The organism is Streptosporangium sp. G12 (genome assembly GCF_052983175.1).
Genome location: NZ_JBRIQO010000006.1, coordinates 91,857 through 112,530 on the forward strand (window position 1 = coordinate 91,857; position 20,674 = coordinate 112,530).

The following is a 20,674-nucleotide window of genomic DNA, read 5'->3' on the forward strand; positions in this document are numbered from 1 at the left end:
GGCTTGACCTTGAGCGTGGTTGAGGTCGCATCCTGGGGGACCCCCGAGGAAAGAGGACTCCCATGAGCGAGGATCTGGTCGACTTCTGGTTCGACCCCGGTTGCCCCTGGGCCTGGATCACCTCCCGCTGGATCCTGGAAGTGCGCGAGGTGCGCCCCATCACGATCAACTGGCGGGAGATGAGCCTGGCGGTGCTCAACGAGAAGCAGGACCTGTCCGAGGAGTACCGTGAGATCGTCGAGATCGGCCGGGGCACCATGCGGGTGTTCGCGGCGGCGCGCGCGGAGGCCGGGGACGCCGCCGTCGGCGACCTCTACACCACGCTCGGCACCCGTTACCACGGCGAGGACGGCCTGTTCCAGCGGCCCCGCGACACGACGCCGGACGGCGGTCTCGCGGGCTGGCGGGCCGCGATGGAGGCCCTGGAACCGGTGATCGCCGCCGCGCTCGCCGACGCCGGGTTGCCCGCCGGGCTGCTCGCCGCGAGGACCGACGGCACCTGGGACGAGGCGATCCACGCCTCGCACGCCCTGGTGCCCGCAGGGAGGCGGAACCCGTCGCTGATCGGTGTCCCCACCATCTCGGTGAACGGGCACGCCGGGCAGTTCGGTCCCGTCATCAGCGAGATCCCGACCGGCGAGCGGGCCGGGCGGCTCTGGGACGCGTTCAAGGTGCTCGCCACCGAGGAGGCGTTCTTCGAGCTCAAGCGGGTCACCGACCGGGCGGTTCCCCGCACCTGGCCGCAGGCCCCGTAGCGCGGGACGAGGCCTCCCTTCCAGCGTCCTCGCCGCGCTTGACGGAGAAATAACCGCTTTTTTCGCGAACGATACGCTTGATCATGTTCGTCACCTCTCGCTGAGGGCAGGCCCCCGAGTGTGATGGAGCGTGAGGTTCGCCGGCACCGCCGTCACGGTGCTGGCCTGCGGAAGCGTGATCGCCGTTCCGGGGTTCGTGAGAGGGGCGGCTCGACCGGTACCGCGAGCGGACCACTCTCTCCGCGTCACGGTGGCGTCGAGTAGCGGTTTTTGTCGGTGAGTTCGGGGGAGCGCCCCCGCCGACGGCCGCGACCGCGTGACCGAAGGCGGGACCTCCCTCACTCGTAACGTCGCGGTATGGCGACAGAGATGGGGCCGGGAATGAGGATCGTTGGGATCGCGGGAAGCCTTCGCCCGGGGGCGTACGTCTGGAGGCTCCTGGAGGCGGCGGCACGGGAACTGCCCGCGACGGTGGACTTCGAGATCTGGCGGGGCCTGGACCAGGTGCCGTCCTTCGAGGACGGCGAGCTCCCGAGGCCGGTCGCCGACCTGTGGCACCGCCTCTCCGCCGCGGACGGTGTGCTGATCACCGCGCCGGCGCACAGCGCGCTCCCGGCACAGCTGGGACACGCGCTCGACTGGATCTCGTCCGCGCGCGGCGGCGCGGTCCTGGTGGGCAAGCCGGTGGGTGTGGTGACCGCCTGCCCGCGCGCCCACGAGGGGATGTGGACGCAGATCCAGCTGCGCAGGGCCCTCGGCGCGGCGGGGGCGGTGGTGTGCGGCGCGGAACTGGCCGTCTCCCCGGCTCCGGATCAGTTCGACGCCGACGGCAGGCTCGCCGACCAGGACTGCCGGGGCCGGCTCCGCGACGTGCTGGACGAGATCTGCTCCCCGTCCCTCGCCGGGGCCGGTTCTCTCGACAGGTCCGCCGTGTGAGGCCGCCCGGCCGCTCGCCGGGGCCCTTGGGCCCCGGTCCTCAGGATCCGCCGTACGGCGTCCGCGATCCCGCCGTACGGTCCCGATCCTCCGAATGCCCCTCGACCCGCCGAGCGGTCCCCGCCGGGAGGCGACCGCCGCGTCGTGCGCCACGAAGGCGCGAAGGGATGAGGAAGGGAGGCTGCCGTGGGGAGATCCGACCAGGAGGTGGCGCTGCGAGCCCTCGGCGCGGCGCTCGACGTGCACGCCCCGGCGGCCAGGCACGGCGTCAGGACGTTCCCCGAGGGCACGCCGTTCCTGTGGCTGACCGTTCCCGGCGCGGGAGGCGCCACCGTCTTCCTCGAGGAACGCCACTGGATCTGCCTGAGCGAGCCCGAGCGGGGCGGGGTGACCGTCCAGCTCGTCGCCGGCGGGGTCGACGACGACCCCGCCCTCGTCGTGGGCCGCCTCATGACCGTCATGACGCCGGTGCCGCGCAGCGCGGGAGGCCTGTCACGCGCGCTGAAGGTGGGCCTGCTCGGTCTCGCCGGGGGAGCGGGCGTGGGGCTGCTGGCCGCGCTGCTCATGGCCATCCTCGTGGCCGGCAACGGCTACACCTCGGACACGACGATCGGCGTGGTGTACGTCCTGGCCGCGCTGATCGGCGTCGGAACCGGGCTCTGGGTGTCGCTGCGCTGGTGGCGGACGGACAGGGAACCGCGTGATCGTGATTCCGGTGGGCAGGGACCGTAGGGACGACCACCTGGAGGAACGACATGGCCGAGTTGCTGGCGATCTACAACGAGAGCGCGGGGAGCGCCGACGACGAGGCCAGGGCCACCGCCCTCGAGACGCTGCGCGGCGGTGGCGCCGACGTGATCGAGGCGCCCGCCGGGGAGAAGGACCTGGACGAGATGCTCGACGCCTGTCCCGGCAGGGACGTGGTCGTGCTGGGCGGTGACGGCACGTTGCACGTGGTGGTCGCAACCCTGCACCGGCGCGACGAGCTGGACGCCCGCACGGTGGGGCTCGTGCCGCTGGGCACCGGCAACGACTTCGCCCGCGGCCTGGGCATCCCGCTGGACCCGCCGGTCGCGGCCCGCGTCGTGCTCGCCGACCGGCCCCGGCCGCTCGACCTCCTGGTGGACGACGAGGGCGGGGTCATCGTCAACATGGTCCACCTCGGCATCGGCGCCGAGGCGTCCGAGGGCGCCACGCCGCTCAAGCCGGTGCTCGGGCGGCTCGCCTACGCGGTGGGAGCGCTGCTCGCGGGTGTGCGCAGCCCCGGCTGGCGGCTGCGCGTCACCGTGGACGGCCGCTCCGTCGGCGACGGGCGCCCGGCGCTCATGGTGGGGATCGGCAACGGCGTCACCATCGGCGGCGGCACCCCGCTGGCCCCCAGGGCCAGGCCCGACGACGGCATGGCCGACGTCATCGTCTCGCTGACGACCGGCCCGCTGGACAGGCTCGTCTACGCCCTCCGGCTGCGCAGGGGGACCCACCTCGGCCTGCGCGACGTGATCACCACTCGCGGCCGGGAGGTGACCGTGGAGGGCGGCCCCGTCCCGGTGAACGCCGACGGCGAGCTGACCGGCCGGATCACCCGGCGCCGCTGGACGGTCGTGCCCGCCGCCTGGCGCATGTTCACCTGAGGTCGCTCCCGCTTTGCCCGAGGCCGGTTCGCGAGAGCCCGGCCGCCCGGCGGACGGCCACTTCGGGAGATGCCCGCCGGTCGCGCGTCGTCGCCGTCAGCCCAGGGAGGCCGAGACCAGGTCGCGCGCCTCCTGCTGCACCCGCGCCAGGTGCTCGGGACCCTTGAAGGACTCGGCGTAGATCTTGTACACGTCCTCGGTGCCGGAGGGGCGGGCGGCGAACCAGGCGCTCCCGGTGGAGACCTTGAGCCCGCCGAGGGCGGCGCCGTTGCCGGGGGCCGAGGTGAGCACCTGGGTGATCTCCTCCCCGGCGAGGCTGCCGGCGGTGACCTGCTCGGCCGAGAGCCTGGCGAGCACCGCCTTCTCCTCCCGGGTCGCGGGGGCGTCGACGCGGGCGTAGGCGGGGTCGCCGAACCGGGCCACCAGGTCGCCGTAGTGCTCGCTCGGCGAGCGGCCCGTGGTCGCGACGATCTCCGAGGCGAGCAGCGCCAGGATCAGGCCGTCCTTGTCGGTGGTCCACACCGAGCCGTCGCGCCGCAGGAACGACGCCCCGGCGCTCTCCTCGCCGCCGAAGCCCAGCGAGCCGTCCAGCAGGCCCGGCACGAACCACTTGAACCCGACGGGGACCTCCATCAGCCGCCTGCCCAGGTCGGCCGCCACCCGGTCGATCATGCCGCTGCTCACCAGCGTCTTGCCGATCCCGGCGGCGGCGGGCCAGCCGGGCCGGTGGGAGTAGAGGTAGGAGATCGCCACGGCGAGGTAGTGGTTGGGGTTCATCAGCCCCCCGTCGGGCGTGACGATGCCGTGCCGGTCGGCGTCGGCGTCGTTGCCCGTGGAGACGTCGAAGGCGTCGCGGTTGGCGATGAGCGAAGCCATCGCGTACGGCGACGAGCAGTCCATCCGGATCTTGCCGTCCCAGTCCAGCGTCATGAACCGCCACGTCGGATCGGTCAGCGGGTTGATCACCGTCAGGTCCAGCCGGTGCCGCTCGGCGATCTCCCCCCAGTACGCGACGCTCGCGCCGCCCAGCGGGTCGGCGCCGATGCGCACCCCCGCCTCCCGGACGGCGTCGAGGTCCAGCACCGAGGGCAGGTCGTCCACGTAGTGGCCGAGGAAGTCGTACCGGCCGGTCGTGTCGGCGGCCAGCGCCCTGGCGTACGGGACCCGCCTGACCTCCTTCAGGCCGTCGGCGATCAGCGCGTTGGCCCGGTCCTGGATCCAGGAGGTGGCGTCGGTGTCGGCCGGGCCGCCGTGCGGCGGGTTGTACTTGAACCCGCCGTCGCCGGGCGGGTTGTGCGAGGGGGTCACCACCACGCCGTCGGCCCGTCCCGAGGAGCGCCCCCGGTTGTGGGCCAGGATCGCGTGGGAGACCGCGGGGGTCGGGGTGTAGCCGTCCCGGCTGTCGATCATGACCGTCACCCCGTTGGCCGCGAAGACCTCCAGCGCCGACACCCGCGCCGGTTCCGACAGCGCATGGCTGTCGGCGCCCAGGAACAGCGGGCCGTCGACTCCCTGCGCCGCCCGGTACTCCACGATGGCCTGACTGGTCGCGAGGATGTGGTCCTCGTTGAACGCGACGTTCAGCGAGGAGCCCCGGTGTCCCGACGTCCCGAACGCCACCCGCTGGCCCACCTCGCCCGGGTCGGGATGCAGGGCGTAGTAGGAGGTCACCAGGCGGGCCACGTCGACAAGATCGGACGGCCTGGCGGGCTGTCCCGCGTGTTCGTGCGTCATCGCAGTCTCCTCACATCACACCTGAGCTAACCGTATCTGCCCTTAAATCGGATAAGCCTGCACAATTGATGGAAGGCTTGTGGCGAACCGGTGGCCCCGCACGCCCCCATATGACGTTGACAACGTTGTCATCAACGTCATACCTTCAGCCTGTTTGCCCGGCCACTTGGGTATCGCACCCTTTGTGCCATTGACCAGCGGAGGATCCCCTTGCACAGCCGCGTGGTGGCCCCGGTGGCCGCCTGCCGTCCCTCCGGGTTCCGGTACGCCGGAAAGGCCGGCCGATGACCGCCCTCGCGATCGACATCGGCGGCACCAAGTTCGCCGCGGCGCTGGTCCGGCCGGACGGGACCGTGGCACGCAGGGTGGAACTGCCGGTCGGCCCGGATCCCGAGGCGACGCTGGTCTCGCTCGTCCGGCACATCCGCGAGGTCCCTGAGGTCCGTGACACCGATGGCGTCACCGGCGCCGGCGCCGCCGGAGAGACCGGGGACCTGGGAGACCTGACCGGGGTCGGCATCGGCTCGGCCGGTCCCCTCGACGCCGTCGCCGGTACGGTCAGCCCGGTCAACATCCCCGCCTGGCGTGACTTCCCGCTGGTCGGCGCGGTGAGCGAGCTCCTTCCCGGCCTTCCCGTCGCGCTCGCGGGAGACGCGCAGTGCATGGCGCTGGGGGAGTGGTGGCGGGGCGGGCACTCACGCTCCCGGGCCCTGCTGGGCATCGTGGTGTCCACCGGCGTGGGCGGGGGCCTGGTCCTCGACGGGGTGCCGTACGTGGGACCGACCGGAAACGCCGGGCACATCGGGCACATCGCGGTGGACGGCGACGGACGGCTCTGCCCCTGCGGGGCGAGCGGCTGCCTGGAGACGGTCGCCAGCGGCCCGAGCATGGTCCGCTGGGCGCTGGAGAACGGCTGGAGCGCTTCCGGCGCGCACCCGGACGCCCGCGCGCTCTCGGCCGACGCCGCGCGCGGGGTCCCCGTCGCCCGGCAGGCCTTCCAGCGGGCCGCCGACGCGCTGGCCGTGGCGATCCTCACCACGGCGGCGCTCTTCGACCTCGACGACGTCGTCATCGGGGGCGGCGTCTCCGGGGCGGGGGAGACCCTGCTCGCCCCGCTGCGCGAGGCGGTCGCCAAGCGGGCGGGCCTCGGCTTCCTGCGCGGCCTGAACGTCGAACGTACCTCCCTGGAACGCGACGCCGGTCTGTACGGCGCCGCGGCCCTGGTCCTCCCCGTCGCGGGGTAGAGGACCGCGTTCTCTCCTCCGCCCGCAGGCGAAGGTGTCCACGCTAAGGAGAATCGATGAGCTCACTCGCCGTCCAGCTGTACTCCGTGCGCGAACAGGCGGCCGTCGACCGCCGCGCCGTACTGCGCCGCATCGCCGACATGGGTTACGGCGCGGTCGAGCCGTACGACGTGCACCTCGATCCGGAAGGTCTCCGCGACGACCTGCGGGAGGCGGGGCTCTCGGTGTGCAGCGTGCACGCCCCGCTCCTCGACGAGCGGCGCGCGGCCGCGCTGGCCGGGGCCGTCACCGTCGGCGCGGAGACCGTCATCGTGCCCGCCGCCCCCGCCGAGTGGTTCGCCGGCAGGGAGGGGGTCGAGCTGGCCGCCAGGACCATCGGCGAGGCGGCCCGCGAGGCGGCCGACCACGGGCTGCGGCTCGGATACCACAACCACTGGTGGGAGCTGGAGCAGCGGGTGGACGGCCGTCCCGCGCTGGAGGTGCTCGCGGAGCTGCTGGACCCCTCCGTGCTGCTGGAGGTGGACCTCTACTGGGCGGCGACCGGCGGGGTCGACCCGTCGGGACTGCTGACCCGGCTCGGCGAGCGGGTGAGCCACCTGCACGTCAAGGACGGCCCCGCCACCCAGGAGGGCCCGATGACCGCGGTCGGCTCCGGCCGGGTGCCCATCGTGGACGCGCTGAACACCGCGCCGGACGCGGTGCGGATCGTGGAACTCGACCACTGCGCCACCGACATGCTCCAGGCGCTGGCCGACAGCCACGCCTACCTGACCGGTCTCGCCGCCGCCGGGCGGGTGAACCCGTGACCGGCCCGCTCGGGGTGGCGATCGTCGGCTGCGGGAACATCAGCCACCAGTACCTGGGCAACCTCACCTCCTTCCCCGGCGTGCGGGTGGTGGCGTGCGCGGACCTCGACCTGGACCGCGCCGCGGAGGTCGCCGCGCGGTACGGCGTGCCGGTGGCGACCTCCCCGCAGGAGGCGATCTCGCACCCCGACGTGGAGCTGGTGGTCAACCTCACGGTCCCCGCCGCGCACGCCGAGGTGGCGCTCGCCGCCGTCCGGGCCGGACGGCACGTCTACAACGAGAAGCCGTTCACCGTGGACCGGGAGTCCGGCGCGCGGCTCGTGGAGGCCGCCGCCGCGGCGGGGGTGCTCCTGGGCAGCGCCCCCGACACCTTCCTGGGCGCCGGGCTGCAGACCGCGGCCAGGCTCGTCGCCGAGGGGGCCATCGGCACCCCGCTCACCGCCCTGGTCCTGTTCCAGACGCCGGGCCCCGAGTCGTGGCACCCAAACCCGGAGTTCTTCTTCCAGCCGGGAGCCGGGCCGCTGTTCGACATGGGTCCCTACTACCTGACGACCCTGGTGACCCTGTTCGGCCCGGCCTCGCGGGTGACCGCGGTCGGCCGCAGGGCCAGGGACGAGCGGGTCGTCGGCTCCGGCCCCAAGGCCGGGGCGCGTTTTCCGGTGGCGGTGCCCACCCACACGAGCGCGCTCCTGGAGTTCGCCGCGGGACAGGCCGCCACGATGGTCTTCAGCTTCGACTCGCCGCTGCGCCGCACCGGGTTCGTCGAGATCACCGGTACCGAGGCGACCATGCGGGTGCCCGACCCCAACACCTTCGGCGGCGAGGTGCGGTTGCGCCGGGCCGTCGACGACGAGTGGGTGCCGGTCCCCACGAAGGGCACCGAGGCCGGTCGCGGCCTGGGCGTGCTCGACATGGCCCAGGCCGTCCGCGAGGGAAGGCCGCACCGGACCACCGGCGAGCTGGGCCTGCACGTCCTCGACACGATGATCGCCGTCGCGGAGTCCGCGGAGCGGGCCGAGTTCGTGGAGATCGGCAGCACCTGCCCGGTACCGGCCCCGCTGCCCGAGGGATGGGACCCGGCCGCGATCCGTTTCGACTGACGGCTCCGGGCCCGGGGGCCTGACGGCGAGGACGCGAGGGGTGGACCGTTTTCCGGTCTGCCCCTTGCGCTTGTTACTCATCCGAGTTACTTATTACTTATGCAAGTAACGAAGCCTCCGAGTCTCGCGGCCACCGCGCGACGCGCCCAGATCGTCGAGGCGGCGATCGAGACGATCGCCGAGCTGGGATACGGGCAGGCCTCCTTCGCGCGCATCGCCGAACGGGCCGGGCTCAGCAGCACCCGCCTGATCTCGTACCACTTCCAGGGCAAGAACGAGCTGATCGCCCAGGTCGTCGCCGAGGTCCACCGGGAGATCGGCGAGTTCATGTCCGAGCGGGTGCGGGCGGAGCCCACGGCCGGCGGGGCGATCAGGGCCTACATCACGGGCAACGTCGAGTTCATCGCCACCCACCGCGTCCGGATGAGGGCGCTGTACGAGATCTTCGTCAACTACCGGGGCGAGGACGGTGAACGGTCCCACGACGCGGCCACCGACCTGGGAACCCTCTCCCACATCGAGGAGATCCTGCGCTGGGGCCAGCGGGAGGGCGAGTTCCGCGCCTTCGAGCCGAGGGTGATGGCGATGAGCATCCAGCGGTCCGTGGACGGGCTGCCCTTCCTGCTGGAGGCCGACCCGGACGTCGACACCGCTCTCTACGCCGCCGAGCTGGTGACCATCTTCGACCTGGCCACGCGGAGCGGGAGATGAGAGCGGAACGCGAGACGAGGACGGAGCCGGGAACGGAGACGAGAACGGGGACGGGGGCGGAGACGGGGGCCGAGGTGAGGGCGGAGACGAGGACGAGAGCGGGCCGTCGTGCCGCGGCCGTCCTGATGCTCGTGGACCTCGTCCTGCCCATCGGGCTCTACTACGCCCTGCGCGCGGCGGACGTCGGCTACGTCACCGCCCTGGTCGTCAGTTCCCTCGCGCCCGGCACCGGAATGGTCGCCACCCTCGTCAGGGAGCGCCGTCTCGACTCCGTGGGTCTCTTCATGGTGAGCGCCATGCTGGTGAGCGCCGGGCTGTCGGTCGTCGGCGGCAGCCCCCGTTTCCTGCTCCTCAAGGGCGCCCTGCTGATGGTCGTGGCCGGCGGCTGGTTCCTGGCCACCGCCCGGGGGCCGAGACCGCTGGCCCTGCAGTTCTCCCGGCCGCTGCTGGAGGGCCGGACCGGTGCCAGGGACGTGTCGTGGGACGACCTCTGGAGTGGCTCGCCGCGCTTCCGCCGGGTGTGGCGGGTCTCCACGGTCGCCTGGGGCGTCGGGGCGCTGGCCGACGCGGCCGTCCGGGTGGTGATCGCCCTGACTCTCCCGATCGACCTCGCCGTGGGGCTGAGCGGCCTGCAGTACGGGGCCTTCTCGGTCCTGATGCTGGTGATCATGAACGTCCACCAGGCGCGCGCCGGCCTCCACGACCCCCGCTCCGGCCTCTACCTCACCCCCGGCGCGGTGAGGAACCGGTAGTGGGTGGTCAGCCGTCCCTCGTCGTCCAGGACGTGAAAGGCGAGCGCGGGCGGCTGGTCGAGGTGGACGTGGTCCTCGGGGTGGGCCCGGCGCTCCCAGGGGAGCCGGAGGGTGGAGACGACTCCCGGTGCCACCAGCAGCGGCCGTCCGGCGAAGGTGGTCGCCGCCGGGGTGTGGGCGTGCCCGCACAGGAAGGCCGCGAGGTTGGGGTGGCGGTCCGCGATCGCGGCGAGCCGCTCCGCCCCGAACTGGCGGATGCCGTCGACGAAGGGGACGTGCAGCCGAGCCGGCGGGTGGTGGAAGCCGACCAGCACGGGCACCCGGGCCGGGGCCCGGGCCAGGGTGTCCTCCAGCCACGCCAGCGTCTCGTCCTCGAGGAAGCCCTCGTCCTTGCCCGGCACGGAGGAGTCGCACAGGGCGATGACGACGCCGGCCGCGTGGTGCACCTGGTTGATCGGCGCCGTCGTCTCCGGCCGCCCGAGCAGGTGCCGCCGGAACGCGGCGCGCTCGTCGTGGTTGCCGGGACAGATCATGACCGGGTGCCGGGAGGTCAGAAGCAGGCGGGCCCGCTCGTACTCCTCCGGCAGGGCGTGGTCGGCGATGTCGCCGGTGACCAGGACGGCGTCCAGGTCGTGGGGGAGGTCTTCGAGGTGGTCCATGACGGCCCGGGTGCGCTCGGCGCTGCGCTCCCCGCCGTCGATGTGGGTGTCGCTGAGGTGGGCGATCACGATCATCACCGGGGTCCCTTCGTCGCGGTGTGCGGGAGATGAGCGAGGACGGCCGAGCGGCCCTGGCCGGCGCACCGATCGCGAGGACGGCCGGACGGCCCTGGGCGCGCACCGATCGCGATGACGGCGACCCGTTTCGCGCTCGTGCTCCCCGTTCGGGCTCACCTCGAACGTAGAAGGTCACCGGACCAAGAATAAGATCCAGTTTCATGCCGGATTCTTGGGCCGGTTCCCGGCTCGACCTGTACATCTCCCCCGACGCGGCGGGCGGGCGGCGCTCCGGCCTGGAGTCCGCGCTCCGGGCGGCGATCCGTCAGGGGCGCCTGCCCGCGGGGACGCTCCTGCCGTCCACGCGCGGGCTGGCCCGGGAACTCGGGTTCTCGCGGGGCACCGTCAGCGCCGCCTACGACCAGCTGGTCGAGGAGGGCTACCTGACCACGCGGCCGGGATCGGGCACCAGCGTGGCCGAGGCGCCGCGACGCGCCCAGGCTCCCGCGCCCCGCGCGCCCGCGCCGGTGACCCCGCGCCACGACCTCCGCCCCGGCCGCCCCGACGTCAGCGCCTTCCCCACCCGGGCCTGGCTCGCCTCCACCCGCCGCGTCCTCGCCCACGCCCGCCCCGAGGTCTTCGGCGCCGGAGACCCTCAGGGGCGGATCGAGCTGCGCGAGGCGCTCGCCGGCTACCTGGGCCGCACCCGCGGCGTGATCACGACCCCGGACCGTATCGTGATCACCTCGGGCTACTACCAGGGCCTGGGCCTGCTCAGCGGGGTGCTGGCCGCGGACGGCACCCGCACCGCGGCCGTGGAGGACCCGGGCCACAACAGCTTCCGCGACGTCGTCCGGCGCGCGGGGCTCACCATCCTCGCCCTGCCCGTCGACGCGCACGGCGCCCGCGTGGAGACGCTGACACGGCGCGCGGGAGCGGCGTTCCTCACCCCCTCGCACCAGTACCCGACCGGCGTCCCGCTGCGTCCCGGCCGCCGTCAGGCACTGGTCGCATGGGCGCGCTCCACGGGCGGGCTGATCGTCGAGGACGACTACGACGGCGAGTACCGCTACGACCGCCAGCCCGTCGGTGCCCTCCAGGGCGTCGCCCCCGACCAGGTCGTGTACTGCGGCACCGCGTCCAAGACCCTCGGCCCCGCCCTCCGCCTGGCCTGGATGGTCCTGCCGCCGCATCTGGTGAGACCGATGACGCTGGCCAAAGAGCGATCCGACCTGTACACCGAGACCCTGGGCCAGCTCGTCCTCGCCGACCTGATCACCACCCACGCCTACGACCGCCACATCCGCGCCGCCCGCCTGCGCTATCGCCGCCGCCGCGAACTCCTCCTCGACCGGCTGGCCGCCGTTCCAGGCCTTACCGCCCACGGAGTCCCCGCCGGCCTGCACACCCTCGTCACCCTCGCGCCCGGCGGCCCCACCGAGGACCGGCTCCTGGCCAGGTGCGCCCGCCACGGCGTCGCCCTGCGCGGTCTCACCGAACTCCACCACGATCCCGCCGGCCGCCCGCGGGGCCTGCTGGTCGGCTTCGCCGCCCCGTCCGAGCGCGCCTACCCGGCCGCCCTCGACGCCCTGTCCGCGGCCCTCGCCTCCGGCGGGCCGGCGTGAGCGCCGCCGCGGGCCCGGCCCGCCCCCGGCCGCGCCGGGACGCGTTCGTTCAGGGGGCCCGGTCGGCGGGGTCGACGGTCTTCGGCTCCGGCTCGGCGGGCCCTCCGGCGGACTCCTCCAGGCGGGCGCGGAGGCGGGCGCGGATCTCGTCCGGGGTGTACGCCTGCCGCCGGCGCTCGGCCCGCGCGATCACGACCCCCGTGGCCGCGACGCCCGCCACTCCTGCCAGACCGAGTACCTTCCACCATCGCATGTGCCTACGCTAGCGGAATGTCCGGCAAGAGCATCAGCCTCGACGAGGCCGTCAACCTGACCCGCACCGGCGACGTGTGGCTGTTCCGCGGTCGAACGGTGCCCGATCGAGCCATCCAGACCATGACGAACAGCCCCGTCAACCACGTCGGCATGTCGGTCGTCATCGACGACATGCCGCCCCTGATGTGGCACGCGGAACTGGGCCGCTCCCTGCCCGACCTGTGGTCGGGAACCCACCAGCGCGGCGTCCAGCTGCACGACCTGCGGGAGGCGGTCACGGTCTGGGCGACCAGATACGGCCAGCGCGGCTGGCTGAGGCAACTGGAGCCGCAGACCCCCCGCGAGATGGAGGACGCCGTCCTGCGCACCGTCGCCCGGCTGGACGGCACGCCCTTCCCCTCGACGGCCAGGCTCGCCGGCCGCTGGATGAAGGGGCGGGTGCCCAAGATCTTCAAGCGGGGCACGGAGGAGAGCGCCCTGGAGAGCGCCTACTGCGCCGAGGTCGTCGCGGTCACGTACGAGGCCATGGGGCTGCTGCCGGGAGGACGGCGGCCGAACTGGTACGACCCCGGCCGGTTCTGGAGCGGCGACGACCTGGAACTGACCGGAGGTTTCCGGCTCGGGGGAGAGATCACCGTGAGTCTGGGGTAGGCCGTACGAGGAACGGAGCGGCGGACGCAACCCCCGGCACCCGCCTTCTCGAAGACACAGACGGCGGATCCCCGCACCCGGGGGGACTCCACGGACCCACGGACCGGTGAACCCGGTGGGTCCGCGGACTCCGTGCCGCCGTCGACCCGGGGGGATGCGTCATGCGGGACACGGTGGTCATCGTCGGTGCGGGGCTCGCCGGTCTCGCGTGCGCCCTCCGGCTGCGCTCGGCGGGAGTGGAGGTCCGCGTCGTCGAGGCGGCGGAGGAGGTGGGCGGCCGGGTACGCACCGACGTCGTGGACGGCTTCCGGCTGGACCACGGCTTCCAGGTGTTCAACACCGCCTACCCGGAGGCCGCGCGGGTCCTCGACGTCGCCGCCCTGGACCTGCGCCCGATCCCGTCCGGCCTGATCTCCTTCGACAGGGGGCGGCGGGAGCGGTTCATGCTGCCCTGGCGCCACCCGGGCCAGGCGCTCAGCGGGCTGCTGGCCGACGTGGGCTCACCGGCCGACAAGGCGGCCCTGGCGGCGCTGACCGCGCGGGACCTCCTGCTGCCGGCGAGCCGGTTGCGCGGCGGGCGCGAGCGCACCACGCGCGAGGAACTGCGGCACTGGGGCGTCTCGCCGAAGATGGTCGAGAAGCTGATCCGCCCGTTCCTGTCGGGCGTCGTCCTGGAGCGGGAACTGGAGACCTCCAGCCGTTTCTTCCACCTCGTCTGGCGGGCCTTCGCCCGGGGAACGGTCGGGGTGCCCGCGCTCGGCATGGGAGAGATCACCCGGCAGCTCGCCGCACGCCTCCCTCCGGGGGCGCTCGCGCCGGGCACCCCGGTCCTCGCCGTGACCGGGGAGGGGGTGGAGACGGCCGGGGGCGCGACGATCCCGGCCCGCGCGGTGGTGGTGGCCACCGACCCCGCCATGGCCGCCACGCTCTACCCGGGGCTGGAGATCCCGGCGATGCGCTCGGTGACGACCTTCTACCACGCAGCCTCCCGTTCCCCCATGGACGACCCCACGCAGATCGTCGACGTGGAGGGCCACATCACCGACACCCTGGTCATCAGCGACGCCGCGCCCGAGTACGCCCCGCCGGGCCGCGCGCTGGTCTCCACGTCGGTGCTGGGGGTCCTCTCCGACGCGGACGAGCCCCGGGTCAGGGCGCGGCTGTCGCAGATCTACGGAACCGACACCTCGGGCTGGGAGCATCTGGCGACGTACGCCGTCAAGGGGGCGCTGCCCGCGATGGTGCCGCCGTTCCGGCTGCGGCGCCCGGTGCGCTTCGCGCCGGGCCGCTACGTGTGCGGGGACCACCGCGACACCGGTTCGCAGCAGGGCGCCCTGGTCTCGGGGCGCCGGGCCGCCGACGCCGTCCTGGCCGACCTGGGCGCCTGACCCGGGGGCGTCCCTCAGGCCAGCCGGGCCGGGAAGCCGCCGGTGGCGATGGGGCCCCAGCGCTCCGGGGTGAGGCGCAGCAGCGACTTACCCTGCCGCGTCATGGCCGCCCGGTACTCGTCCCAGTCGGGGTGCTCGCCGGAGATCGACCGGTAGTAGTCGACCAGTGGTTCGAGGGCCTCCGGCAGGTCGAGGACCTCGGCGGTGCCGTCCACCTGCACCCAGGGGCCGTCGAAGTCGTCCGACAGGACCACGATGCTGACCCGGGGATCGCGGCGGGCGTTGGAGGTCTTGGCCCGCTCGGGGTAGGTGGACACCACGATCCGGCCCTCGGCGTCGACGCCGCAGGTCACCGGGGACGCCTGCGGCCTGCCGTCGCGCCGCGCCGTGATGACCAGCGCGCGGTGGCGGTCACGGAGGAAATCCAGAAGCCGGTCGCGGGAGACGACCTCGTTGGTTGCGATCTTCGGGCTCATAATGCCCACTCTACGGGGGATGTGGCACGCCCGAATTAACGCCCTGACGAATGGAAAATGGCTCTCTTTCTCGGGAGATATGTGGTCAAGAGTCGTCAAATGGGGCATTTGACACCAAATATCAGGGAATTGATCTCCAATGCAGGACATGAGTGGCTCGGGAACCCGCCGACGGACCCCGGATGGCTCATCCGCCCAAACAAGGAGATAACCGTGAAGCAGAAGTCTCTTCTGGCATCGGCCCTGACCGTGCTCGCCCTGACCGCCGTCCCCGCCGCGCAGGCGGTCGCCGCCGACGCGCGCGTCTTCTCTCCCACACCGATCCCGACGGACACGGCTCTGCCGACCGACAGCGCCTCGCCCACGGACGGCATGTCGCCCGAGCCCACGGGCGCGATGACGGAGCCGTTCGGCCCCGGGTGCGCGTCCCTGCCCGCCAGCGGCGAGGGCAGCCTCAGCGAGATGGCCTCGCAGCCGGTCGCCACCGCGGCCGCCTCCAACCCCACCCTGTCCACGCTGGCCCAGGCGATCGAGCAGGCCGGCCTGACCGAGACGCTCAACTCCGCCAAGGACATCACGGTGTTCGCGCCGACCAACGACGCGTTCGCCAAGATCCCGAAGGACACGCTCGACAAGCTCCTGGCCGACAAGGCGCAGCTCACCAAGGTCCTGACCTACCACGTCGTCGAGGGGAAGAAGGCGCCCGAGGACCTGAGCAGCGGCGACCTGACCACGATGCAGGGAGGAACGCTGAACGTCACGGGCTCCGGTGAGGACTTCACCGTCAACGACGCCAAGGTCGTCTGCGGCAACATCCAGACCTCCAACGCCGTCGTCTACCTCGTCGACACGGTGCTCATGCCGAAGTGACCGTGGTGACGCGACGCTCGTGACGGCCACGACGGCCGTGACGACCACGGTGGCCCCGGTGGCCCCGGTGGCCGTCGTGGCCCGGCCGGCCGGGTCGATCCGGCCGAAGGAGGGGTGCCCGTGTGGGGCGCCCCTCACCCGTGGCCCCGCACGCGTGTCCCGCTCCCATGGCTCCGCACGCCTGCCCGGCTCCCATGGTTCCGCACGTACGCCTCCCACCCGTGTCCACCGCCCGCCCATACCCGTCTCGTGCCATCCGGCGATCAAGGGGACGTCGCGCGACTAGCGCCCCGATCCACGGGTAACTGGCCGTCACACGGAGGGAAGGCGGAGGGCATGAACATCAAGGACAGGTTCGGGCCGAGGGCGCGGAGGCTGCGGGCGGTGGCCCGCAAGGTCTTCGGCTGGCGGGACCTGCGGCCCGGGCAGCTCGACGCCATGCGCCACCTGCTGGGCGGCGGCGACGCCCTCGTGGTCATGCCCACCGGCAGCGGCAAGTCGGCCGTCTACCAGGTGCCGGCCCTGTTGCTCGACGGGCCCACCGTCGTCGTCTCACCGCTCATCGCCCTCCAGCGCGACCAGGTCGCCGGGCTGGCCGAGGCGGACGCGGGCGGTGCGGTCGCGGTCAACTCCGCCCAGTCCGGCGGCGAGGCGTCCCTGGAGGCCGTACGCGCGGGCGCGGCCGAGTTCGTGTTCCTCTCGCCCGAGCAGCTCGCCAAACCGGAGACGGTCGAGCGGCTGCGCGCCGCGCGTCCCTCGCTGATCGCCGTGGACGAGGCGCACTGCGTGTCGGCGTGGGGGCACGACTTCCGGCCCGACTATCTGAGGTTGGGCCAGGTCATCGAGCGGCTGGGGCATCCGCCGGTGGTGGCGCTGACCGCGACGGCCGCCCCCGCGGTGCGCGAGGAGATCATCACCGCCCTCGGCCTGAGGAACGTCCGTCAGATCGTGCGGGGGTTCGACCGGCCCAACATCGATCTGGAGGTGCGCCGCTTCGTCACCCAGGAGGATCTGAGGCGGGCGCTGGTGGAGGACGCGGCGTCCCGCTCCGGGCTCGGGCTGGTCTACGTCGCCACCCGCCGCGCCGCCGAGGAGTACGCCACCGCGCTGCGCGAGGCCGGTCGCAGGGCCGAGCCGTACCACGCGGGGATGAAGGCGGCCGAGCGCCACAGGATCCACGAGATGTTCCGCGACGACGAGCTGGACGTGGTGGTCGCGACCTCGGCGTTCGGCATGGGCATCGACAAGCCGGACGTGCGGTTCGTGCTGCACGCCGCCCCGCCGGAGTCGCCGGACTCCTACTACCAGGAGATCGGCCGCGCGGGGCGGGACGGCGAGCCCGCCGCCGCGGTGCTGTTCTACCGTTCGGAGGACCTCGGGCTGCGCAGGTTCTTCGCCGGGGGACGGGCCGACGAGGAGCTCCTGCTGCGCGTCGCCACGCTGGTGCACGAGCACGGCGGCACCGTACCGGCGGAGGAGCTGCGAACCCTGCTCGGCGTCGGCGCCACCCGGCTCACCCGGCTGGTCAACCTGCTGGAGCGGGCGAACGCCATCGAGGTCACCGGGGAGGGCGACCTGCGCGGGGTGCCCGAGGGGCCCGAGCCCGAGGCGGCCGCGGCGCGGGCCGTCGAGCTGGACGACACCCGGCGCCGCATCGACGACTCCCGGATCGACATGATGCGCGCGTACGCGGAGACCACGGGCTGCCGCCGCCGCTTCCTGCTCGAGTACTTCGGCGAGCCGCGCGAGCGCGGCTGCGGGGCCTGCGACACCTGCCGTGCCGGCCTCCCCGACGAGCCGGAGGCCGTGAAGGGGGCGGGGGGGGAGGGGCCCTTCGCGATGCACGCCAGGGTGCGGCACAGCGCCTGGGGCCCCGGGATGGTGATGAGCAGGGAGAGCGACCGGATCACCGTGCTGTTCGACGAGGTCGGCTACAAGACACTCTCCCTGGAGGCCGTCGAGCGCGACGACCTCCTGGTCGCGGGCTAGACCGGGCGGGCGGGGCCCGCGAGACCGGAGCCGGGTCAGCCCCCGGACTTGCGGGCCACCCCGCCCATCGTCCACGTCCTGTCGCGGCCCTGCGCGGCGAGCGGGTTGTCGGGGCGCCAGTGGCGTACGTAGACCAGGCCGGGGTCGACCAGTTCCAGCCCGTCGAAGAAGCGCAGCACCTGCTCGCTCCGCCGCGAGGCGTCCTCGCCGCGGCCGAGGATCCGCTGGAAGATCTCGACCAGCGGGCGCTGGGCCTCCGGGCGCGTGTCGAAGACGACGTGGCCGATGGCGAAGTGGCTGCCGACCGGCACCGCGTCGCGAAGGACGGCCACGCTCTTGTGCGGGTCGTCCTCGTCGGGGATGAACTGCAGGGCCGACAGGATCAGCACGGCCACCGGCAGGTCCAGGTCGACCAGGCGCAGCAGCTCCGGGTCGGCGAGCAGCTCGCCGGGATGCATCACGTCACCCTCGACGACGCCGGTGTAGGGGTTGGTGGCCAGCGTGGCGCGGGCGTGGGAGAGCACCACCGGGTCGTTGGAGACGTAGACCACGCGCGTCTCGGGCACGATCTCCTGAGCCACCTGGTGGACGTTGCGCTGGTTGGGCAGCCCGGAGCCGATGACGACGAACTGGGTCATGCCCTGCTCGACGAGATAGCGCACCACCCGGCCGAGGAACGCCTGGGCCTCGTGCGTCATGTCCCTGACCTCGGGCGCGACGGCCAGCACCTCCTCGGCCGCCCTGCGGTCGGCGGCGAAGTTGTCCTTACCGCCCAGGAAGTAGTTGTTCATTCTGGCGATGTTGGGAACGCTGGTGTCCAGGCCCGCCCCCGGCCGCCGGGACGCCTCGCTCATGTATCGACTCCCCCTTTTCCTGTGACAATAAAGAACCGCACGATGTGTGAACAGGTGTCAAGACGCGGTTTATGCATGAAAAACGCGGTTATTTGCCAAGAAAGTCTATTCCTTGCGGGCAACGCCGCCGACGACCCAGACGGAGTCCGGCCGGTGGGGCACCGCGCCCTCCGGCCGCCACTCCGGGATGTAGACGATCCCGGGCTCGACCGGCCGCAGCCCGTCGAGGAAGAGCTCGACCTCGGCCTTGGTCCGCAGGTTCGCCCGCCGGGGACCGGTGATCGACCCGCTGTCCTGGAAGAGGGCGGCGAGCCTCGCGGTCCTCTCCGGGCACAGGTCCGAGACCGCGTGGGAGAGGGCCAGGTAACTGCCCGGCACGACGGCCTTCTGCAGGGCGGCGGTGATCTGCATGGCCTGCAGGTCGTCGGAGAAGTCGGTCAGCACCGAGAACAGCAGGATCGCCACGGGCTCGTCGAGGTCGATCATGTCGGTGAGGCCGGGATGTGCCAGGAGCCGCTCCGGGTCGCGGATGTCCGCCTCGATGACCGTGGCCGGGCTGTCCTCCTTCAGGAGGGCCTGGGCGTGGACGACGACCATCGGGTCGTTGTCGACGTAGACGACCCGCGCCTCGGGCGCGACGCCGCGCAGGATCTGGTGCACGCTGCCCTGGGTAGGCAGGCCGCAGCCGATGTCGACGAACTGCCGGATGCCGGCCCGCACGAGGAACCGTACGGCGCGGTCGAGGAACCTGCGCCCCTCCCGCGACATGGCGGGGAGCTCGGGGGCGATCGCGAGTGCCGCCTGCGCGGCGGCCCGGTCGGCGGCGAAGTTGTCCTTGCCGCCCAGGAAGTAGTCGGTTATCCGGCCCGCGTTCGGGATCGTGGGGTCGAACCTGAGGCGCTCAGGTTGCGGCGACGCCATGATGTCCTCCGTCCAGCCATGCGGTTCCAGCGGACATTATCGACCTTCCGCCCACGCTGTGCTGTATTTCTTGCCAGAGCCTCCTTCTGCTCATGTCACTTTTTGGATACTCGGCGGTCCGTACCCTCTGCACCCTCTGCACCCTCTGCTCCGCGTCTCCCTCGCCGGTGGCGGGCGGGCCGCCGGGACGGGTTCCCCGCGCTATCGGCGGCGGGCTTCCAGGTGTCGTCGGCGGGCGGGTGTCGTCAGTGGCAGGCCTCCAGATGGCGTTCCCCCGCCGGGGGCAGGGCGAAGGCCGCCCACACCGCCTTGCCGCGGCTCTCCAGCGGGGCCCAGCCCCACGTCTCGCTGACGCCGTCGACCAGCTGGAGTCCCCGGCCGTTCTCCGCCTCGTAGTCGGGCTCGCGCAGGCAGGGCCCCTGGTCGCTGGGGTCGGTGACCGCGCACAGCACCGAGCGCTCGGTGTGGCAGAGGATCACCTTGACCTCGGGAAAGGAACGGGCGTGCAGGACGCCGCGGGTGCCGTGGCGCAGGGCGTTGGTCACGAGTTCGGAGACCACGACACCGGTGTCGTCGATCAGCGGCTCCAGCTCCCAGGCTTTCAGCGACCTGGTGGTGAACTCGCGGGCGGTCCGTGCCGCGCACGGGTCGTAACGAAGGCTGCGCACGGCCATCTGCAACTGGCCGGCGTGGCCCTCGTCGCCGGCCCAGGGGGGCAGGCCGCTCGGGGGGAGCAGGTGATCAAGCATCGACAACCACCGTTCCCACCCTCCGATCTCAGCTCGGATAGGTGTGGCTTCGTGTCTTTGGTAACCAGTCATCGGCGACCTTGGGGAGGGGGGCGATCGTATGGCGAGGTTGATCCGTCTAGTCATCTTGCCCTCCGTAATGTGCATAGGCAAGTACAGATGCACGTGCATCTGCACAAAAAGCTCTATGCTCGAAGTGTTGTTTCCCTCCCCGACCGGTGAGAGGCGAGGATGAACCAGCTGTACAACGGCATGTCGGCCGCCCTGATGGACGGCGTCGTGTGGCGCAAGAGCCACTTCAGCAACCCCAGCGGCAACTGCGTGGAACTCGCGGAGCTTCCCGACGGCAGGGTCGCGATGCGCAACTCCCGCGATCCCGAGGGTCCCGCGCTGATCTACACCCGCCGCGAGGCCAACGACTTCGTCCGCGGGGTGAAGGGCGGGGAGTTCGACGACCTGATCATCTGAGGGGCCGGGACTGTGATTGAAAAATAAAACTCTCTATGGTCTG

The 20,674-nt window shown here is 72.5% G+C and carries 22 protein-coding genes; 15 read left to right on the forward strand and 7 right to left on the reverse strand.

Features of this window, described 5'->3' with window-relative positions; translation table 11 throughout:
• Positions 1-62 precede the first annotated feature (62 nt).
• The 4 genes from ACVCAG_RS11185 to ACVCAG_RS11200 all read left to right on the forward strand — a co-directional run bounded on the left by ACVCAG_RS11185 (position 63) and on the right by ACVCAG_RS11200 (position 3,322).
• Positions 63-755, forward strand: coding sequence for a mycothiol-dependent nitroreductase Rv2466c family protein (locus ACVCAG_RS11185; protein WP_440083258.1), 693 nt, complete (start codon positions 63-65; stop codon positions 753-755).
• Positions 756-1,112: 357 nt separating this feature from the next.
• Positions 1,113-1,691 carry an NAD(P)H-dependent oxidoreductase gene (locus ACVCAG_RS11190; protein ID WP_440083259.1) on the forward strand — a complete coding sequence of 193 codons (579 nt, stop codon included), beginning with the start codon at positions 1,113-1,115 and terminating at the stop codon, positions 1,689-1,691.
• 186 nt (positions 1,692-1,877) lie between these two features.
• Entirely contained in the window at positions 1,878-2,423 is a 546-nt protein-coding gene (locus tag ACVCAG_RS11195; protein WP_440083260.1) for a hypothetical protein, read from the forward strand.
• Between the two features lie 23 nt (positions 2,424-2,446).
• The gene (locus tag ACVCAG_RS11200) at positions 2,447-3,322 is read left to right on the forward strand and encodes a diacylglycerol kinase family protein (RefSeq protein ID WP_440083261.1); all 876 of its coding nucleotides are present in this window, start codon (positions 2,447-2,449) and stop codon (positions 3,320-3,322) included.
• Between the two features lie 96 nt (positions 3,323-3,418).
• Here the strand turns inward: ACVCAG_RS11200 and pgm are convergent, their stop codons facing one another.
• Positions 3,419-5,056, reverse strand: coding sequence for a phosphoglucomutase (alpha-D-glucose-1,6-bisphosphate-dependent) (gene pgm, locus ACVCAG_RS11205; protein ID WP_440083262.1), 1,638 nt, complete (start codon positions 5,054-5,056; stop codon positions 3,419-3,421).
• Between the two features lie 284 nt (positions 5,057-5,340).
• On the opposite strand from pgm, the gene ACVCAG_RS11210 reads away from it, so the two are divergent.
• The 5 genes from ACVCAG_RS11210 to ACVCAG_RS11230 all read left to right on the forward strand — a co-directional run bounded on the left by ACVCAG_RS11210 (position 5,341) and on the right by ACVCAG_RS11230 (position 9,669).
• Positions 5,341-6,300 carry an ROK family protein gene (locus tag ACVCAG_RS11210; protein WP_440083263.1) on the forward strand — a complete coding sequence of 320 codons (960 nt, stop codon included), beginning with the start codon at positions 5,341-5,343 and terminating at the stop codon, positions 6,298-6,300.
• A gap of 56 nt (positions 6,301-6,356) precedes the next feature.
• The gene (locus ACVCAG_RS11215; protein ID WP_440083264.1) at positions 6,357-7,106 is read left to right on the forward strand and encodes a TIM barrel protein; all 750 of its coding nucleotides are present in this window, start codon (positions 6,357-6,359) and stop codon (positions 7,104-7,106) included.
• Complete coding sequence (locus tag ACVCAG_RS11220) at positions 7,103-8,206, forward strand: Gfo/Idh/MocA family protein (RefSeq protein WP_447189797.1); 1,104 nt, start codon at positions 7,103-7,105, stop codon at positions 8,204-8,206. Before ACVCAG_RS11215 ends, ACVCAG_RS11220 begins: the two co-directional genes overlap by 4 nt.
• A 99-nt stretch (positions 8,207-8,305) precedes the next feature.
• Positions 8,306-8,917, forward strand: a complete 612-nt coding sequence (locus ACVCAG_RS11225; protein ID WP_440083266.1) for a TetR family transcriptional regulator — start codon at positions 8,306-8,308, stop codon at positions 8,915-8,917.
• The gene (locus ACVCAG_RS11230; RefSeq protein WP_447189798.1) at positions 8,914-9,669 is read left to right on the forward strand and encodes a VC0807 family protein; all 756 of its coding nucleotides are present in this window, start codon (positions 8,914-8,916) and stop codon (positions 9,667-9,669) included. Before ACVCAG_RS11225 ends, ACVCAG_RS11230 begins: the two co-directional genes overlap by 4 nt.
• On the opposite strand, the gene ACVCAG_RS11235 is transcribed toward ACVCAG_RS11230, so the two are convergent.
• Positions 9,636-10,403: a metallophosphoesterase gene (locus ACVCAG_RS11235; protein WP_440083268.1), complete on the reverse strand. Its 768-nt coding sequence runs from the start codon at positions 10,401-10,403 to the stop codon at positions 9,636-9,638. The two genes, ACVCAG_RS11230 and ACVCAG_RS11235, sit on opposite strands and share 34 nt — an antisense overlap.
• Positions 10,404-10,606: 203 nt before the next feature.
• Between ACVCAG_RS11235 and pdxR the strand changes: the two genes are divergently transcribed.
• Complete coding sequence (gene pdxR / locus ACVCAG_RS11240) at positions 10,607-12,010, forward strand: MocR-like pyridoxine biosynthesis transcription factor PdxR (protein WP_440083269.1); 1,404 nt, start codon at positions 10,607-10,609, stop codon at positions 12,008-12,010.
• Between the two features lie 49 nt (positions 12,011-12,059).
• Here pdxR and ACVCAG_RS11245 read toward each other — a convergent pair whose 3' ends face one another.
• Positions 12,060-12,263, reverse strand: a complete 204-nt coding sequence (locus ACVCAG_RS11245; RefSeq protein ID WP_440083270.1) for a hypothetical protein — start codon at positions 12,261-12,263, stop codon at positions 12,060-12,062.
• Positions 12,264-12,280: 17 nt separating this feature from the next.
• Between ACVCAG_RS11245 and ACVCAG_RS11250 the strand changes: the two genes are divergently transcribed.
• On the forward strand, positions 12,281-12,916 hold the full coding sequence (locus tag ACVCAG_RS11250; RefSeq protein WP_440083271.1) for a hypothetical protein: 636 nt from the start codon (positions 12,281-12,283) through the stop codon (positions 12,914-12,916).
• A gap of 161 nt (positions 12,917-13,077) precedes the next feature.
• Positions 13,078-14,304, forward strand: a complete 1,227-nt coding sequence (locus tag ACVCAG_RS11255; RefSeq protein ID WP_447189799.1) for an NAD(P)/FAD-dependent oxidoreductase — start codon at positions 13,078-13,080, stop codon at positions 14,302-14,304.
• Positions 14,305-14,318: 14 nt separating this feature from the next.
• Here ACVCAG_RS11255 and ACVCAG_RS11260 read toward each other — a convergent pair whose 3' ends face one another.
• A complete protein-coding gene (locus ACVCAG_RS11260) occupies positions 14,319-14,780 on the reverse strand; it encodes a TIGR03618 family F420-dependent PPOX class oxidoreductase (RefSeq protein ID WP_440083273.1) in 462 nt (153 codons plus the stop codon).
• A 213-nt stretch (positions 14,781-14,993) separates the two neighbouring features.
• Between ACVCAG_RS11260 and ACVCAG_RS11265 the strand changes: the two genes are divergently transcribed.
• The gene (locus tag ACVCAG_RS11265) at positions 14,994-15,650 is read left to right on the forward strand and encodes a fasciclin domain-containing protein (protein ID WP_440083274.1); all 657 of its coding nucleotides are present in this window, start codon (positions 14,994-14,996) and stop codon (positions 15,648-15,650) included.
• Between the two features lie 336 nt (positions 15,651-15,986).
• Positions 15,987-17,639 carry a RecQ family ATP-dependent DNA helicase gene (locus ACVCAG_RS11270; RefSeq protein WP_447189800.1) on the forward strand — a complete coding sequence of 551 codons (1,653 nt, stop codon included), beginning with the start codon at positions 15,987-15,989 and terminating at the stop codon, positions 17,637-17,639.
• 35 nt (positions 17,640-17,674) lie between these two features.
• On the opposite strand, the gene ACVCAG_RS11275 is transcribed toward ACVCAG_RS11270, so the two are convergent.
• The 3 genes from ACVCAG_RS11275 to ACVCAG_RS11285 all read right to left on the reverse strand — a co-directional run bounded on the left by ACVCAG_RS11275 (position 17,675) and on the right by ACVCAG_RS11285 (position 20,163).
• Positions 17,675-18,493, reverse strand: coding sequence for an SAM-dependent methyltransferase (locus tag ACVCAG_RS11275; protein ID WP_440083276.1), 819 nt, complete (start codon positions 18,491-18,493; stop codon positions 17,675-17,677).
• 105 nt (positions 18,494-18,598) lie between these two features.
• Positions 18,599-19,414 (reverse strand): SAM-dependent methyltransferase, encoded by an 816-nt coding sequence (locus ACVCAG_RS11280; RefSeq protein WP_440083277.1) that lies wholly within the window; start codon positions 19,412-19,414, stop codon positions 18,599-18,601.
• Positions 19,415-19,659: 245 nt separating this feature from the next.
• On the reverse strand, positions 19,660-20,163 hold the full coding sequence (locus ACVCAG_RS11285; protein ID WP_440083278.1) for an ATP-binding protein: 504 nt from the start codon (positions 20,161-20,163) through the stop codon (positions 19,660-19,662).
• A 231-nt stretch (positions 20,164-20,394) separates the two neighbouring features.
• On the opposite strand from ACVCAG_RS11285, the gene ACVCAG_RS11290 reads away from it, so the two are divergent.
• The gene (locus ACVCAG_RS11290; protein WP_447189801.1) at positions 20,395-20,631 is read left to right on the forward strand and encodes a DUF397 domain-containing protein; all 237 of its coding nucleotides are present in this window, start codon (positions 20,395-20,397) and stop codon (positions 20,629-20,631) included.
• Positions 20,632-20,674: the final 43 nt, after the last annotated feature.

Excerpts from the sequence above, each read along its gene's own strand:
- ACVCAG_RS11285 (WP_440083278.1), bottom strand. The coding sequence starts at position 20,163 with ATGCTTGATCACCTGCTCCCCCCGAGCGGCCTGCCCCCCTGGGCCGGC.
- ACVCAG_RS11185 (WP_440083258.1), top strand. The coding sequence starts at position 63 with ATGAGCGAGGATCTGGTCGACTTCTGGTTCGACCCCGGTTGCCCCTGG.
- ACVCAG_RS11255 (WP_447189799.1), top strand. The coding sequence starts at position 13,078 with ATGCGGGACACGGTGGTCATCGTCGGTGCGGGGCTCGCCGGTCTCGCG.
- ACVCAG_RS11275 (WP_440083276.1), bottom strand. The coding sequence starts at position 18,493 with ATGAGCGAGGCGTCCCGGCGGCCGGGGGCGGGCCTGGACACCAGCGTT.
- ACVCAG_RS11290 (WP_447189801.1), top strand. The coding sequence starts at position 20,395 with ATGAACCAGCTGTACAACGGCATGTCGGCCGCCCTGATGGACGGCGTC.
- pgm (WP_440083262.1), bottom strand. The coding sequence starts at position 5,056 with ATGACGCACGAACACGCGGGACAGCCCGCCAGGCCGTCCGATCTTGTC.
- ACVCAG_RS11215 (WP_440083264.1), top strand. The coding sequence starts at position 6,357 with ATGAGCTCACTCGCCGTCCAGCTGTACTCCGTGCGCGAACAGGCGGCC.
- ACVCAG_RS11200 (WP_440083261.1), top strand. The coding sequence starts at position 2,447 with ATGGCCGAGTTGCTGGCGATCTACAACGAGAGCGCGGGGAGCGCCGAC.
- ACVCAG_RS11260 (WP_440083273.1), bottom strand. The coding sequence starts at position 14,780 with ATGAGCCCGAAGATCGCAACCAACGAGGTCGTCTCCCGCGACCGGCTT.
- ACVCAG_RS11250 (WP_440083271.1), top strand. The coding sequence starts at position 12,281 with ATGTCCGGCAAGAGCATCAGCCTCGACGAGGCCGTCAACCTGACCCGC.
- ACVCAG_RS11230 (WP_447189798.1), top strand. The coding sequence starts at position 8,914 with ATGAGAGCGGAACGCGAGACGAGGACGGAGCCGGGAACGGAGACGAGA.
- pdxR (WP_440083269.1), top strand. The coding sequence starts at position 10,607 with ATGCCGGATTCTTGGGCCGGTTCCCGGCTCGACCTGTACATCTCCCCC.
- ACVCAG_RS11190 (WP_440083259.1), top strand. The coding sequence starts at position 1,113 with ATGGCGACAGAGATGGGGCCGGGAATGAGGATCGTTGGGATCGCGGGA.
- ACVCAG_RS11210 (WP_440083263.1), top strand. The coding sequence starts at position 5,341 with ATGACCGCCCTCGCGATCGACATCGGCGGCACCAAGTTCGCCGCGGCG.
- ACVCAG_RS11245 (WP_440083270.1), bottom strand. The coding sequence starts at position 12,263 with ATGCGATGGTGGAAGGTACTCGGTCTGGCAGGAGTGGCGGGCGTCGCG.
- ACVCAG_RS11280 (WP_440083277.1), bottom strand. The coding sequence starts at position 19,414 with ATGGCGTCGCCGCAACCTGAGCGCCTCAGGTTCGACCCCACGATCCCG.
- ACVCAG_RS11270 (WP_447189800.1), top strand. The coding sequence starts at position 15,987 with ATGAACATCAAGGACAGGTTCGGGCCGAGGGCGCGGAGGCTGCGGGCG.
- ACVCAG_RS11235 (WP_440083268.1), bottom strand. The coding sequence starts at position 10,403 with ATGATCGTGATCGCCCACCTCAGCGACACCCACATCGACGGCGGGGAG.
- ACVCAG_RS11225 (WP_440083266.1), top strand. The coding sequence starts at position 8,306 with ATGCAAGTAACGAAGCCTCCGAGTCTCGCGGCCACCGCGCGACGCGCC.